This is a genomic window from Nostoc sp. DedSLP04, assembly GCF_034530775.1.
Lineage (GTDB): Bacteria > Cyanobacteriota > Cyanobacteriia > Cyanobacteriales > Nostocaceae > Nostoc.
Genome location: NZ_JAVRCL010000107.1, coordinates 1 through 15,033, shown reverse-complemented (window position 1 = coordinate 15,033; position 15,033 = coordinate 1). Strand labels below are relative to the sequence as shown.

Annotated in this window: 15 protein-coding genes; 6 read left to right on the top strand and 9 right to left on the bottom strand. The window is 41.5% G+C overall.

Annotation, left to right across the window (positions count from 1 at the left end; all coding sequences use genetic code 11):
* Positions 1–234: 234 nt before the first annotated feature.
* The 6 genes from RMX89_RS33525 to RMX89_RS33500 form a co-directional block, all read right to left on the bottom strand.
* A complete protein-coding gene (locus tag RMX89_RS33525) occupies positions 235–921 on the bottom strand; it encodes a PHP domain-containing protein (protein ID WP_322692008.1) in 687 nt (228 codons plus the stop codon).
* Between the two features lie 489 nt (positions 922–1,410).
* The gene (locus tag RMX89_RS33520; RefSeq protein WP_416212021.1) at positions 1,411–2,352 is read right to left on the bottom strand and encodes an AIR synthase related protein; all 942 of its coding nucleotides are present in this window, start codon (positions 2,350–2,352) and stop codon (positions 1,411–1,413) included.
* Positions 2,353–2,623: 271 nt separating this feature from the next.
* Positions 2,624–2,830, bottom strand: a complete 207-nt coding sequence (locus RMX89_RS33515) for a hypothetical protein (protein WP_099099470.1) — start codon at positions 2,828–2,830, stop codon at positions 2,624–2,626.
* 302 nt (positions 2,831–3,132) lie between these two features.
* A complete protein-coding gene (locus RMX89_RS33510) occupies positions 3,133–3,735 on the bottom strand; it encodes a superoxide dismutase (RefSeq protein ID WP_322671464.1) in 603 nt (200 codons plus the stop codon).
* 514 nt (positions 3,736–4,249) lie between these two features.
* Complete coding sequence (locus RMX89_RS33505; protein WP_322692006.1) at positions 4,250–5,857, bottom strand: bifunctional pantoate--beta-alanine ligase/(d)CMP kinase; 1,608 nt, start codon at positions 5,855–5,857, stop codon at positions 4,250–4,252.
* 178 nt (positions 5,858–6,035) lie between these two features.
* Positions 6,036–7,139 (bottom strand): septal ring lytic transglycosylase RlpA family protein, encoded by a 1,104-nt coding sequence (locus RMX89_RS33500; protein ID WP_322692005.1) that lies wholly within the window; start codon positions 7,137–7,139, stop codon positions 6,036–6,038.
* Between the two features lie 899 nt (positions 7,140–8,038).
* Here RMX89_RS33500 and glsA point away from each other — a divergent pair.
* The 3 genes from glsA (at position 8,039) to RMX89_RS33485 (ending at position 9,889) form a co-directional block, all read left to right on the top strand.
* Entirely contained in the window at positions 8,039–9,022 is a 984-nt protein-coding gene (gene glsA / locus RMX89_RS33495) for a glutaminase A (protein WP_322692004.1), read from the top strand.
* A complete protein-coding gene (locus RMX89_RS33490) occupies positions 9,019–9,405 on the top strand; it encodes a hypothetical protein (RefSeq protein WP_322685962.1) in 387 nt (128 codons plus the stop codon). Before glsA ends, RMX89_RS33490 begins: the two co-directional genes overlap by 4 nt.
* Before the next feature lie 232 nt (positions 9,406–9,637).
* A complete protein-coding gene (locus RMX89_RS33485; protein ID WP_322692003.1) occupies positions 9,638–9,889 on the top strand; it encodes an FAD-dependent oxidoreductase in 252 nt (83 codons plus the stop codon).
* A 141-nt stretch (positions 9,890–10,030) separates the two neighbouring features.
* Here RMX89_RS33485 and RMX89_RS33480 read toward each other — a convergent pair whose 3' ends face one another.
* From RMX89_RS33480 to RMX89_RS33470, 3 genes are all read right to left on the bottom strand, one after another.
* Positions 10,031–11,062 carry a VOC family protein gene (locus RMX89_RS33480; protein ID WP_322671470.1) on the bottom strand — a complete coding sequence of 344 codons (1,032 nt, stop codon included), beginning with the start codon at positions 11,060–11,062 and terminating at the stop codon, positions 10,031–10,033.
* Between the two features lie 225 nt (positions 11,063–11,287).
* Positions 11,288–12,103, bottom strand: a complete 816-nt coding sequence (locus tag RMX89_RS33475; RefSeq protein ID WP_322692002.1) for a DUF1838 domain-containing protein — start codon at positions 12,101–12,103, stop codon at positions 11,288–11,290.
* A 204-nt stretch (positions 12,104–12,307) separates the two neighbouring features.
* Positions 12,308–13,492: an AbrB family transcriptional regulator gene (locus RMX89_RS33470; RefSeq protein ID WP_322692001.1), complete on the bottom strand. Its 1,185-nt coding sequence runs from the start codon at positions 13,490–13,492 to the stop codon at positions 12,308–12,310.
* A gap of 42 nt (positions 13,493–13,534) precedes the next feature.
* On the opposite strand from RMX89_RS33470, the gene RMX89_RS33465 reads away from it, so the two are divergent.
* The 3 genes from RMX89_RS33465 (at position 13,535) to RMX89_RS33455 (ending at position 15,004) form a co-directional block, all read left to right on the top strand.
* Positions 13,535–13,675: a hypothetical protein gene (locus RMX89_RS33465; protein ID WP_322692000.1), complete on the top strand. Its 141-nt coding sequence runs from the start codon at positions 13,535–13,537 to the stop codon at positions 13,673–13,675.
* A 44-nt stretch (positions 13,676–13,719) separates the two neighbouring features.
* Entirely contained in the window at positions 13,720–14,052 is a 333-nt protein-coding gene (locus RMX89_RS33460; RefSeq protein ID WP_322691999.1) for a DUF5678 domain-containing protein, read from the top strand.
* A 64-nt stretch (positions 14,053–14,116) separates the two neighbouring features.
* Complete coding sequence (locus tag RMX89_RS33455; protein WP_322691998.1) at positions 14,117–15,004, top strand: pentapeptide repeat-containing protein; 888 nt, start codon at positions 14,117–14,119, stop codon at positions 15,002–15,004.
* The last annotated feature ends 29 nt before the right edge of the window (positions 15,005–15,033 follow it).

Here is a 15,033-nt window from a genome sequence, read left to right as displayed (position 1 = left end):
TCTTTTAATCCTTTTATTCAGAATACTCGGAAAGTGACAGAAGAGGGTTATAGCAATAGCCAAAAAGGTTAGGACATCAACAGACGATAAAACTTAGACACAAAAAGGCTTTTCACCCAGTCCCCAGTCCCCAGTCCCTTGCCATAACTTTAAAACAAATTGACTATTGAGCATCCAAAAAAAGATAACCTCCTGGCAGATTGAACCAGGAGATTTAAACAAATTGATTCATCTTTACAAGCGTTGTAGCAGACTCAAACCGTGGCTATCAGTACCACAGGTATTGAAAAGAAAGTATTCATCAGCCAACTTTTGCACTTGTTCTGATTCCAATACGCTGGGTTTCCAAGGGTTAGGGTTATTGTAGGCGTAGAAAGTTTCCACACCATCAATGCCCTTTTCGGACGCAGCTGGAATTAAGTCAAAAAGCGATCGCTTGTAACGAGCTGGATGAGCCAGAACTGCCAATCCCCCAGCTTCATGAATAGCGGCAATCACGTTACTTGCCTGATATTCTTGCCCTGTAGTCGGCCTTCTTTGCAGATAGGGTTTCATACTAGGGTGTTCTGTTGCAAAAGCGTAAGCCAAAATGTGAACTTCTATATTCAAAAGGCTGGCATTGATTTCCACGCCACTCCACAGGTGAGGAGTAGTTACATGAGGATTATTCCATTTCCAATCTTCTAACCAAGCAAGGGCCGCTTGATAGCCGACAATACCATGATGATCGGTGATGGCTAACCCTTTTAACCCAATAGCGATCGCCTGCTCCATCAATGCACTAGGCTGCAATCTACCATCCGAGTAGACAGTGTGCATGTGAAAGTTGAATAACCTTGGACAACTATGCGCATCAATGTTACGGAATACTTGCTTTAAAAGTTCTGCCGAAGTTGTAGTACGGGTCAAATTTACAGCCATAACCCCCTCTGAAGAAAAATATTTATCCTTAACACACCAAAATGCCACATCTTTGGATGAGAAAGAACCTACACTAAAAATTAGTATCGGCTGCTACTTTCTCAGCTTTCTCAGCAAATTTTTCAATATGTTAAGACTACGTTAGCAAATCTTAATCTCAGCAGTCATGGGTGATTCGCACTACTTTATTATTAGGTAGTAGTAAATATTACATCCAGTTTTTCATAAATGCACCTATAGCATCTGTGCTAAATGACCTAGAAAAGAAAGGTTTAGTAGGGTAATTATTTCTAATAAGCCGGAAATGCAAATTGATTTTGTGTGTAAAAAATATTCTTTTTCTCTGTAATTACAGCTTTTTTCTAACCAAAATGACTTTAGCATAGGCGTAGCTCACCGCAGGCATCGCACAAGTGAGCCTAAAATAGCTTCGAGAAAACTAGCGATGTCTACGACTGGCTATGCCTACGCTTGGGTTGCATTATACCCCTATACCCCTCGCGCAATTCCAAAAGAATCTCCCTTCAAGGTGACTCCAAGGGGTTCTATCACTACCTCGCGGGAAAGAGACGCTTCAACTCTTCCAGCGATCGCAGCCGAAAGTTGATGTTCTCTTGCAAGTAGGACAATTCTCTCTGCATCCTGCTTTGATTCTGTATAGAATGCGAATCCTGCACCGTAATTGAACACCGAAAGCATCGTCTCAGCCCCGCCCTCAAGATGACTCTCAACAAATGTAAATATCTCTGGTACTGGGAGCATTGTTTCGATAACGTACCGAAGCGGCTTCACCGACCGCATCAGCTTTTGCCAACCATGACCAGTGATATTCTCCATCGCCGTCGGACGAATTCCTTCGCCAAGCACTGCCTGTACAAGGGGCGTGTAAAGATACGAAGCAGCATTCATCGCTTCCCAGAACTCTTGCCCACTCGGAAGTTTTGTTCTGTAGCCATCAGGAAGCGACTCAGCAAGCTTTCGCAGTGGGGTAAAACCGTTCTCATGGGGGCCCGAACTTTCCACCAAAACAATGGTATTTCCGGCATCCAGACGCGAGCTATCAATGGGAGCGACACCAGCCGGCATAACCCCAAAAACCGAGCCAGCGATGTCGAGCCGCCCTGGAATCATCTTGGTTTTTAGTTGAGGAGTTTCCCCTGAGAGATACACACACCCGACTCGTTTGCACCCCTCAACTACTCCATCAAGAAACCCATCAAGGAAAGCGGTGGTAAAAATTGTTTCAGGAGTACTCGAAGGCAGATAAAGACCGAGAAGTATAGTCTGCATACCTGAAGTTGCGGCATCGTTCGTCAGACACGAAACGATCTTAATCCCAATATTCCACCAGAATCGTCGAAGTTCTTCTTCGGAAAGATCGTCAGGGCGGGTATCGTCTGCGGTGCCTAGTCCTTCCGGCACAAGTGTCATCGAAAGTTCTCTAGCCCCCGCCTCTAGAAACGGAGCGAGGTTGAAGCTGAAAGCGTTAGCACTTGCTCCTAGACCTGACGCGGGGACGATGCCATAAGCGCTTGCAAAGCCAAGTGTGCGTTTTGCAGCATCAATGAAGCGTCGTTTCGCAGCATCGAGAGTATCGTAATCGACTTGATCGAGAGCTTGAGCCATCAGGTTGTGTTTTAAGTTAGAAGTTAGGAGTTAGGAGTTAAAAGTTAGGAAAACTCATAACTCATAACTCCTCACTTTAAAATACCTCATCTTCAATACCGCGCCACCATTCACCCAATTTCATCAAGTCTTGATAAATATCTTCTAATTCTTTGGTATAAACATCGTTTGTCAGAGTGGCTCGACGCTCTTGCAATTTTTTGAGACGCAGTTGTACCAATACCCAAGGTTTAGAGATGCTATTCGTTGCTTCGATGTATTGTGCTAGTTCTTTGCTATCCATATATTTTATATTTTGATTTCTCCACCATCCCCCTCAACGCCTAACCAAAAACAGTCACGATCTTAGTACAATTCAAGCTAGTTTTCAGGGTTTGTAGTAAGGACTTTAGTGCTTAGAAAATAAGGATTAAAGTCCTGACTACGAACTCACTTACCCATCAATTTAAACTTGACTGACTACTGTCGTGACTGCTGACAAAGGTGTTAAGTGAATTATTTCTACTTTAGATATCTGGCACAAACTACGTAGCCGCAAAATAGCTGACTAAAAGACATCGCTGCCAGTTCAAAACTGGCAAGTAATTAAGCTTTAGCCAAGTTTTCAGCAGCAAAGTCCCAGTTGACCAAGTTTTCTAGGAAATTCTTGATGAACGCTGGACGGGCGTTTTTATAGTCAATGTAGTAGGCGTGTTCCCAAACATCCAAGGTTAAGAGTGCCTTCTTACCATGAGCTAGGGGATTTTCTGCATTTGGTGTTTTGATCACCTTTAGCGTACCACCATCATCGATCAGCCAAGACCACCCACTGCCGAATTGAGTTGCAGCCGCGTTAGAGAACTCTTCCTTGAATTTGTCAAAGCTACCAAAATCTTTATCGATTTTGGCTGCGAGTTCACCTGTGGGTGTGCCACCACCTTGTGGTTTCAAAGAATTCCAGAAGAAAGTGTGGTTCCAAACTTGGGCAGCGTTGTTGAAGATTCCCACCTTAGAGGAGTCTTGGAAGGAAGTTTTGATGACTTCTTCTAGGGACTTATCAGCAAGTTCTGTACCTTCAGTAAGCTTGTTGAGGTTGTCTACATAAGCTTTGTGATGCTTGCCGTAGTGATACTCAAAAGTTTCAGCTTTCATGCCAAAAGGCTCTAGAGCATCTTTTTCAAAGGGTAGTGGGGGCTGTACAAATGCCATTGTGTCAAATCCTCTCTTTACCGGTTTCTAGTTTGTAAGCTATTGCAGAAGTTTGGGAAATTAATAGCTTTTATTTTTAGAGGTTTTATGCCTTTGATTAGTGAAACATAAAACTTAACATCGTCATTCTACTACCAAAGTGAAGACGGAAACAAAGTACTTTGTTGATAAGTCAAATCGCTAGCAATTCTTGACTATAAATAAAAATGACTAATGTTTTATAACTAAAGGCTAATAACTAAATAGCATTTAGCAATTAAAACTTTAATACTTCTATCTTTAGTAAGATTAATTACGATTTGAAAAATCAGTCGAAAGCGAGATGATTTATTTTTAAAAAAATGTAAATTAAATTAATAATTGTTTACACTTGACTATAAGTATTAATTTTCAAATTAAAATAGCCAATAGTTAACTTACATCTATTTTATTTTTAAATACAGTTTTAAAGATGGTAAGTGAATAATCACTCACCACCCTTTGAAACTAAAAAACTAACAGCAAATAGTAGTAATTAACACTGAGATAAATGCTGTTGGTAATAGTTAACGATTTGTGCCGTGACTTCAGACACGTCTAAACCATCAGTTTGAAGTTCGATCGCATCTGCTGCTTTCTGCAAAGGAGAAACCTTGCGTGTACTATCTTTCCAGTCACGTTCGGCGATGTCGTGTTCCAACTGCTCTAAACTCACTTCAGGTTGACCTTGGGTGTTAAAGTCTTGCTGGCGGCGACGGGCGCGTTCGCTTACAGAAGCGGTTAAGAAGATTTTCACTTCGGCATCGGGAAATACATGAGTACCGATATCTCGACCTTCAGCAACTAAACCACCTTTTTTGCCCCACTTTTGTTGTTGTTTAACCAGTGCTTGACGGACTGCGCTTTGTGCCGCGATCGCAGATACTTTTGATGTTACTTCAATCGTGCGAATCACTTGGGTAACATCAGTACCGTCAATCCAAACCTGCACAGACGATTGTAAATCCTGGGTGGGAGTAAGTTCAATTTTACACTGGTTAGTTAATTCGGCGATCGCACACTCATCGTCAATAGCAATTTTCTTTTGCAGTACTAACCAAGTGACAGCACGGTACATCGCTCCTGTATCTAAATAAACTAAATTCAGGTTTGCTGCCACTTGCCGCGCCACTGTGGATTTTCCAGCGCCGGCTGGGCCATCAATGGCGATAATGGGTTGACGATCGCGCAATATGAGATTGTCAATCAAACGTGTAGCACCAAGACGAGCTGCGATCGCCAACATTCCTTCCTCCTCAACTTTTTCTAAAGACATCAACGTAGTCGGTTCAACCAATTCAATATATTCCACACAGGCCGTGCTGACCATTGCCACTTCTTGCTGTACCACTGCTATCAACTTGTTACTATTGCGATCGCCTGCAATGAATGCAGCTTGGGCTTGTCGCAAGCCACGATATAATGCCGCTGCTTGCTCTTTTGCCGTTGCCGTCAAATATTGATTGCGAGAACTGAAGGCCAGACCTGACGCTTCCCGTACTGTTGGACAAGCAACAATTTCTACTGGCAAATTTAAGTCAGCTACTAAGCGTTTAATAATTGCTAGTTGCTGACCATCCTTTTCACCAAAGTAGGCACGGTCAGGCTGTACCAAATTGAAAAGTTTGGTAACAATCGTAGCGACACCCTGAAAATGACCTTGCCGAGAACGACCACACAAGCCTGTTATCATAGCAGATGGGGGGATAACTTGTGTAACCTTTGATTCTTGTATACTCTTCTGAGGAACAGCCATCTCTTCAGGACTCGGTGCAAAAATGGCATCTACCCCAGCTTGTTCGCAAAGTTGTTGGTCTTGCTCTAAACTGCGGGGATAGCGTTGATAATCCTCGTTAGGAGCAAATTGCAGGGGATTGACGAAAATACTCACAATCACCGTAGAATTTTCGTGCCGCGCCCGTTGGATTAAGCTTAAATGACCTTGATGCAAATTTCCCATCGTTGGCACCAGACCGACTGCCGTCTGATACCAGCCAGTCATCTCATCTAGTCTCAGATCCTCAGTAACCGCAATTAGCTTGTTTTCTGAGCAGCGTTTAGTTAAATAGCAGCGTAAAGCTGCGACTGTTGTCAGCAGGCGCACAAAAATACCCCTAGTTCTTATCGATCCCTCCCCCGTTAGTTTATATCCGAAATAGAGGGAAGAGTTGATTGAACTAGGGGAATTAAGTGATACGGAACTGGGATTGGGGATTGGGCATTGGGCATTGGGCATTGGGCATTAGAAAAACCCCTATTGCCTATTCCCTATTGCCTAATAATTATTTCCCCAATACCTCAATATGCACTGGTGCTACGCCACTGCCCATCATTCCCAAAATTCGAGCCGCGCCGGCAGACACGTCAATGACTCGACCCCGAATGAATGGGCCTCGGTCATTAATCCGCAGCACTACAGAACGACCGTTGCGAGTGTTAGTTACACGAACTTGCGTACCAAAGGGTAAACTGCGATGAGCGGCAGTCATTGCTTCTGGATTAAATCTCTGACCGCTAGCAGTGCGATTACCAGAACCATCATAGCCGTAATAAGAAGCCATTCCTCTCAGGGTGGCTCGCACTACTCCGACGGCAATCTGTTGAGGCAGCTTTGGTATTGATATTTGTTGACGGACTGGTAAATTTGCAATCTCTTTTAGGGGAGATGCATTGCCTAGTAGTCTCCGCAAGCGATTGGTTGCTTGCAATGCATCTTGCGCTAGATCGTTGGTACTACCTGCTAATCGCGTACCTTCGCTGATTTCGACCAACTCTTCGCCATTAATTTTAATTACATAGCGATCGCCATTTTGTTGGACAGGGACGCTTTTGTTTTGCGCTTGATTGGCAGTAGATTTTTCCCCTGCTTTCCAACTGACGGTAATCTTACTCCCGTCCACGTTTTCTCGATTCAACTGGTTGATCTTAGCTGCTACTACACCAGCTATCTGAACCGGATCGTTGTCAGTGGAGCTAATCTGGTTACTCGCATCTGTTGCGTTCCCAGTATTCAATGCATTTGATGAATTGCTAGCAATAAGGGCGTACCCTTGTACGCCCCCAGTATTGTCAATTGCACCAACTTTTTTAGTCTCAAGATTCGTATTTGATACAGAACTCAAAAAAGTGAGAACAGGTATATTTTTGATAAAAAGGGTTGCCGCCTTACGTCCTTTAATGTTGTGAGGATGAATTTCTGTAATCACAGCATCCAAGGTTTGTTTCCCTGCTGTTGATTGGTACTCTCCCACCTTAACCACATCAGGAGCGGGTGATTTTTGGGATGCTAGCGCATTTCCTTTGGTGGTTTGAGTGCAACCGACTGAGGGTACTCCCAAAACAGCCATAAACAGGGCAACAATAGTCCACAAATGTCTTTGATTCATGCGTCCGTTTTTGAAAGCGACTGTAGAACTTAAAGTTTTATAACTTGCGGGATCGATCGCTAATGAAAGTGATTTCCCTTTTGAAAAACTCGAACTCGTTCCGTTTTCACTTTGTTCTTTATAACTGCAACAGACTAACACGAACCTTTTAGCTTGGGGATCAGGGTTTTAGCGTAACTATGGGCCACTTTCTCAAATTCCCATTCCAATTTGAAGGTCGAAACCTTTCTCAAAAGCGGACTTTGGCTATGTAACGCTTTTTTGTGTAAGTCAAAAATTTCTTAAAAAAACTTTACGCTTATTTCACACTAAAGTAGCGATACCCTATTCACATCACTTCTAAAGGCTCACAACTACTCGTGTATTCTAGATCACATTGTTTTTGGCTATTTCCTATAAGAAGGTAATATAACTTTAATTAAATGGCATCGGCATAAATACTTAAAATTATTTATTTAAGGAAATATTTAGATTTAACTATGAATAAGTCGCGATCTGAGTTGCATCTTAAAAAATTATGCAAATTAGTTGGAGTCTGATATCTTTTTTCAAAGTTTTTTCTACTTACATCAATCATTACTTTTATTCTCCATAACTAGACTGATATCGGTGATAAATATAACTTTAAGTAACCGTATTGCTGAGTATAAAAAAAAGGACGATACCCAAAGGAATATTTTTCAGGATTAATGACTTAAAAATTAATAAAACTTTGCGATCGCTTAAACAACAAATACTGTTTGTAACAAAAAATACATGCTGTTTTGTTTATTTTCAGTAATTGCTCAAGTATGATTTTTTAGAGCAAGCTGTTTTTGACAAAATCTTTGTAACTGTAGGGATGTACAGCTGTACCTCTTCTATATATAGTAAGTATTTTGGGAAATGCCATCAGCCTAATGACAAACCAAGCACATCCAGGAGATATAGAAATAGAAGCATCGCCATTAAAAGCTGTTCTCAACGAGTTACATTCCCAGTACAAGTCTCTGCAAGAGGGTGCAGTAGCGAAATACATTCCCGAACTGGCAAAGGCAAACCCGGATTTGTTCAGCATTTGCATTGTGACAGTAGACGGTCAGGTTTATAAAGTTGGGGACTACGAGCAACTTTTTACCATTCAGTCGATTTCTAAGGTGTTTGCTTATGGACTTGCCTTAGAAGATCATGGACTGGATTATGTTTTAACTAGAGTTGGCGTTGAACCGACGGGAGATGCATTCAACGCGATTGTTTTAGATGAGCAATCGAAGCGACCTTATAATCCAATGGTAAATGCAGGTGCGATCGCCACCACTAGCTTAATCAAAGGTTCCGGCCCTACCGAACGCCTCAACCGGATGCTGGATATGTTTCACCGATATATTAGCCGCGACGTATTCGTTGACATTTCAGTTTTTACCTCAGAACGCAGTACAGGACATCGCAACCGTGCAATGGCACATTTGATGCTCAACTTTGGCATGATTGACCGGAATATTGAAGAGGCGTTGGATCTTTATTTCCAGCAGTGTGCTGTGATGGTGAATTGTCAAGACTTAGCAGTGATGGCGGCTACTCTGGCTAACAGAGGTATTAACCCCATCAACAAAGAACAGGCGGTAGATAAGCGTTATATTAAAGATATTCTGAGTGTGATGTATACCTGCGGGATGTACAACTTTGCAGGTGAGTGGGCTTATAAAATTGGGATTCCGGCGAAAAGCGGTATTTCTGGTGGGATTATTGCCGTTGTACCCAATAAGATGGGCATTGGAGTTTTTTCGCCACTGCTAGATGTGCGTGGTAATAGTGTGCGGGGGGTAAAGGTGTGTGAAGAACTTTCCCAACGGTTAGGTTTACATCTATTTGATTGTTCAGGTCAACAGGCGAAATTTGGTTGAAAGAAGCAAAGGGTAGAGGAATTTTATTTTATAGTTCTTTTAAGACGAGAGTCGGGATTAATATTATGCATGAAGTTTCAAAGCAGACTATAAAGACAGCACAAAAACATGCTCAAAAAGCAATTGAGCATAGCAAAGAGATACAAGAGTTGGGTAAGAGTTTAGAAACAGATGACCAAATCGATCCCGAACAAAAAGAACGTATCGAAGCCTATGGAAAAACCATGCACGAACACGCGCAGAAATTTCAAGATTTGGCGCACAGACTAATAGAAGATCCTTCAACAGATGTATATTCTGAAGCAGTAGAGGAGCATACGAAGGTAAATCAAGCCCATATCGAAGCAATTAAAGAACTTCAAAAGATACAACCGCCAGCTTAAATGAGATATCAATTAAATATGAAATTTATTTGCTTTTAGCTGGATGTATTATTGAGCTTGTTATAAGTTTAATAACTACTTGAGCCTTTTCATTTCAGTTAAACACAGCTGATTATTAGCGTAAGCGTAGCCCGCCACAGGCATCGCCCTATAAACAACTTTATGGCTTACTATTTAAGATAATATCTCAATCAAGTATCATCTAAACAAGATTAAATCAAGAGAGTCACAGATGGTTTCTTCCAATAGCAAGATAGGTATTATCGGCGCAGGGACATCAGGAGCTTATCTTGCCAGTTTGCTTATTCAAGAAGGGTTTCAAGTTGACTTGTTTGAAAAAGCGCCCGTAGTGCGTACCGATGGATGTGGTATTCTTATTGTCCAATCAGGTATGGAGGCACTCTCTAATTTCAATAGCGAACCGATCGCGGCAGTTGGAGGGATTAGTTTAAACGCCAATCCCATCTATAGCAATCCTATTTGAGATCCGAACAGGGTTCATACTGATGCAGTTTAGGAAAATCAAATTCTTGGTGATTGATAAAGAACTTCAGTTTAGTATAAATGTACTATTAATTTGCGGCTTCTCTCCCTACTGCCCTGCTCCCTACTCCTCTTGCACTAGTTAATTACCTTTTAGCAAAGTCCAGAAGTAGCCATCTGGTGCAACAAAGGAAAAACTCGGCTCGCCAAACTCATTACTAATAATATCTGTAACTTTTTGTACAGTACTTGCCTTGATGCGATCGTAATACTCCTGTATTCCCTTAACCCGATAGGTATATAAAGACATACCCAAGCTACCTGGTTGGGCTGCCTCAAAGTGCGATTCTAAATTAATATTTTCTGGGAATCGAATGATGTAAAGCCTACCACTCCGTACAGCCATCAAGTCAGACTTAGAAGAACGAGGATCATCAAAGGTAGTGAGAATAAACTTTTCACCAGGATTAAGGTCAAAAATATCTCGACCGGCTGGCGAAGATTCATAGCTAGTTTCGACACCATCACGCACACGCAGCAAACCTAAAACTTCTTCATAAAACTTCAGGGTTTCTTTGCTATCATCTTGAACGATGATCCCCATATGGGTAAACTGACTAGCCTTGAGAGCAGCATTGTGGTTAACTTGTCCGTAATCCGGTAGTGTATAGCCAAACCGTTGAAATAGAAGCTGGCGAGCTAAGGGTTGCAGTAGCAGCATTTCTCGTACACCAACTGCTGGCTCAATAAATGGACGGCTTTTCCTCTCTTTGTTGTAGATGACTTCCCAATAAGGGTTAGTGTGCCTAATAGGCAAACCTGCGGCTTTTGCATTTTCTATATGATTTAAGATACTTAACACATCTGCTGTTAAGCTTGCCGCCCAGCGATTTCCCTTAATTTTCATCGACGCTGTTCCTAAACCTTGATGGGTGGGGTTTTGCCAAACCATCAGCCGAATCAAACCATGATCTGCATTTTGGTGGTAGAGGCGGATTGAGCGTAAAGATGAATTCACACCATATAATTGATTGGCTACATCTGCGGTTAATTGACCCACTTGACCAATGCGATAGCCAAATTGCTCCCAATACTGAATTGCAGAAATTGGCTCTGTGATGCCGATACAGATTTCATAGATACCTTCTATTGCAGTTTGTTGTTCGTGAGTCATACCAATTTGGGATTTTAGATTTTAGATTGGGTCAAAATAGACTTTTAAAAGATTCTCTCAAGGGGGAGCAGGGTGATTTCATATAACGAGAGAAAAATCCCATACTCTTATTTCTTTGTCGGTTAACTATGGAAACTAAATCACAACTGAATGGAAATTTAGGGCTTACACATTTTTCTACCATCAAATGAAACCACCCTGCACTTTTCTCAAGAGGGGAGGATGTCAAAATTCTTCTGCTTGAGGAAGCGGGAAGACTTCACCAGCCAAGTAAGCTTGAAAGTACTTTTGGAAGTACAACCAGGAAGTCATATCTTCGCCATCTGTCAATGCTTTTGGGGCTTGCTTATATAGAGGAATACGGTTATTAATTTCGTCTTGCAGCACTGGGGGCAGTTCTGTTAAACCATTGACTTTGCTGCCAACAGCACTGTAGATTAGCTGACCGGGGCGATCGCCCATTTTCATCCAGGGAAGCCATTGACCAATTCGATCCCAACTCAATTTGAGTTCAGAAACAGATTTCAGTGCTGGGTTGAATAAATCTGCGGTTGGCACAGTTAATTTAAACAATTCCGCTGCCTGATAAATTGGATTTGGGCTGTATTCGGCAAATTTGCGATCGTCTGCTAAGGGATTGGGGTAATAAGGAAATATATCAAAAACGAAGGTTGTGCTGTCACCATCGACCTGTGCGGGGAAGTTTCCTTCAAACTTTCCCTGCACAGGATTATTGGCAACGTGAATCACCGGAACTGTCTCGCCTGTCCAGGGGTTTTCCCATTTGGATAAAACCTCATCTGTTTTTGGGTTGAGGTAGTAAGTTAGTTCCCTAGAAGTAAAATCCCAGCTACCCTCTGCTGTGGGAATACATCGGCTAACGCTTAATCCCAGCATCTTAAACAGGAGTTGTCTTTTCTCACCGGGGATAAAAGCGTAAATTTTACCTTTCCAAATCAGGAAAGTGGATTCGCTAGGGTCGAGGGAAGAACGAGTTTTAACCCAATGCTGCGCTTCAAGTTCTTGGATTTGGGCAACCATTTAAAGCATCCTTAGTATTTGAATAACAACAAAAGAATAAGCTATCAGCATTCAAGTTGCATTTTTAAAAGTTGGGAGTGGGCAAGGGAGACAAGGTGACAAAAGCTTAGAACTTACAACAAGTCTTTCCCCTTGTCCCCAATTCTCTAAGTGACCTTGTCCTCTTTCCCATACTCCATGCCCCATTCCTAATGCCTTTATCAATTAAACTGGTTCAGAAAGTTGCTTATCTAGACGGCGAAACAAAAACAGCCAAAGCGGTAGAGAACTATTAATCGCAATTAGTCGCACTAAATGACCAGTTGTGACAATTTCAACATTATGATTCAATGCAAGCGAAACTAAGATCATTTCTGCCGATCCTCCTGGTGCTGTGACTAAAAGACAGGTTAACCAGTCCCAAGAGGTTAATTGCATCGCAAGTATAGCAGCGATCGCTCCAGCTACGAGAGTCATCCCCACAGACATCAAGGCATAGGCGACAGTCCGCTTTCTAAAGTTAGGTTTGTCTCCCCAATATTCACCAATCGTAATTCCCAACAGCATTTGGCCCAATAAGTTTATTATTGGCGGCGGACTAAAGCTAATATCACCTACAAAAGGCAGCCAATGTAGCAAAGGATTAAACCCGATACCAATCAACAATGCACCAAAGAAATCGCCGGCGGGAATTTTAAATAATATAGCTGGATAAACTACTAATCCAGTAATTACCAGTACTAACAAGAGTAATTCTAGTTGAGATGGATCGAGATTGAGCCAAGCAGCTTTGATTGGGAGTGTTTGCGGATAATCATTACCAGCTGATGTCCTAGCGATGAAGGGAATTAGAATAACTACACAGGTAACGCGAATCGCCTGTACTAGGGCAACCAAGCTAACATTTTTATTGTAATCGGCAGCGATCGCTGCCATAATTCCTACACCACCAGGAACTGTAGCCAGCATTGCTGTAAATAGGTTGGTTTTGCTGGCGCGGGAGTAAATATAACCGATACAACCTCCACTTAGCAGCAGAAATAAGGTAAGAAAAATAAATATAGGAATACCAGAAGCAATACTAGCTAGATTCGCGTGGGCATTGGAAGCGCCAACAGTTAAGCCGACAAGTGCCATTCCCACTTTTCTAGCAGTGCGGTTAGGTTGGGGGGAATATTGATAAAAAATTCGACACCCTTGAAGAACCACTGTACCAGCCGCAATGCCGCCAAATATCCAGGCAATCCTGCCAATTTGGAACTTTGCAAGGAGTAAACCCAGAGGTAATGCCAGAAGCATTTCCAAGGTAAGGACAATTAGTTGCTTCCCAAATAGTTGCTGTTTGGTAATAACAGGATTTTGATGAGTGTGTTCTTTTAGGCTGGGAGTACCACTTAGACTTTGATTCATCGATACTAAGCTTTTATTTAAGTCTAAGCTATAGGTGCAAAAGTGGATCTTCTGGGATGCGATCGGACATTACCAGCAACAAGCAAAATGATACAGGTGAAGGGTTTTAATTCTATTGGTGGGTTTATTTTAGATTTAGATTTAGTCAGGTTTGGTAGCTCACCTCTTGCAGCAGACAATTAAAATAGTGCCAGAGATATTCCACATCCACGGACAACATTAAATATATGAACACAACTCCCACTAAAAGAGAAACAGATGAAATGTTCAAGTGGTTAAATCGGAACCGCCAGATGTTATTAGATTTATATAAAAATCAATACATCGCTTACAATGCAAATGGAATAATTGCTCACAGCGAAAATTTGCGCGAAGTTTTAGCATTAGGTAATGTTTCAAAACAGCTTTTTTTAATTTACCTAGTTCCCCGTCGCACTGCCTCTATAGAAATGAATTTTACCAATTCGCTTCCGCCCAATAATGCGGTTGAAGAATTGAATAACCCTAAGACACCGTGTGGTGAAACTTTACTACCTGGATTGGTTTTAGATTTAAGTTAGGTTTTGTAAAATTAAATCAAAATTTTAAGGTTGATGTTAATAAACAGGCTTAGAGCTTAGAGTTATGGATGGAGAAGAATTACTCAGACGCTACGCCATAGGTGAAAGAAATTTTTCTAGTGTCAATTTTAGTCGTCTACACTTGGAAGAAGTTGATCTGTGTGGGGTAAACTTAACTAGTGCTGAGTTGACTGGTACTCATCTTAATGATGTGAATCTGAGTTACGCAAATTTGAGTAATGCCAGTCTACAAAGGGTTACGCTGCTTGGAGCTAATTTTGAAGGTGCTAATTTCAGTAATGCTCGTCTTGACGGAGCTGAAGCAGAGTACGCTAACTTCAAAGCAGCTAATCTGAGTCACGCCAACTTGTCTGGCCGTTTTCAAGGAGTGGACTTTAGCTATGCAGATTTGAGTAACATTTATATGGATCATGGCTGGATAGAAGAAGCAAATCTTAGTTATGCCAACTTAACCAATATCACGACATACCAAAGTACGTTAGATAAAGTTAACCTGCGAGGCGCAAATTTAAGCAATGCTTTCTTTAGTGATGGAACAAGACTACGGAAAGCAAATTTGATTGGTGCTAACCTTACAGGTATGGGTATAGGTGAACTTCTTACAAACTGTATCTATGATACTGAGACAATAATTGACGAAAAAACAAGATATCTTTCTATACCTGGAATAGGTATTTTCGATATTTTTGAACAAGCTATTTTTATTGGTTCTGGAGAAAATTTAAATTCTGCTAACTTAGAAAATACCGACCTTAGTGATTTGGATTTAAGCGAGGCTGATTTAAGCCATGCAAATTTGAAAGGTACGAATCTAAGCAATAGCTCTCTTTTTCAAGCAAATTTAGAAGGTGCGGATTTAGAAGGAGCAAATTTGACAGGTGCTGACTTGGAAGGTGCAAATTTAAACAATAGACTTATCCGAAAATGGTAAATGTATACGGCAAAGGAATTTCAGCGATT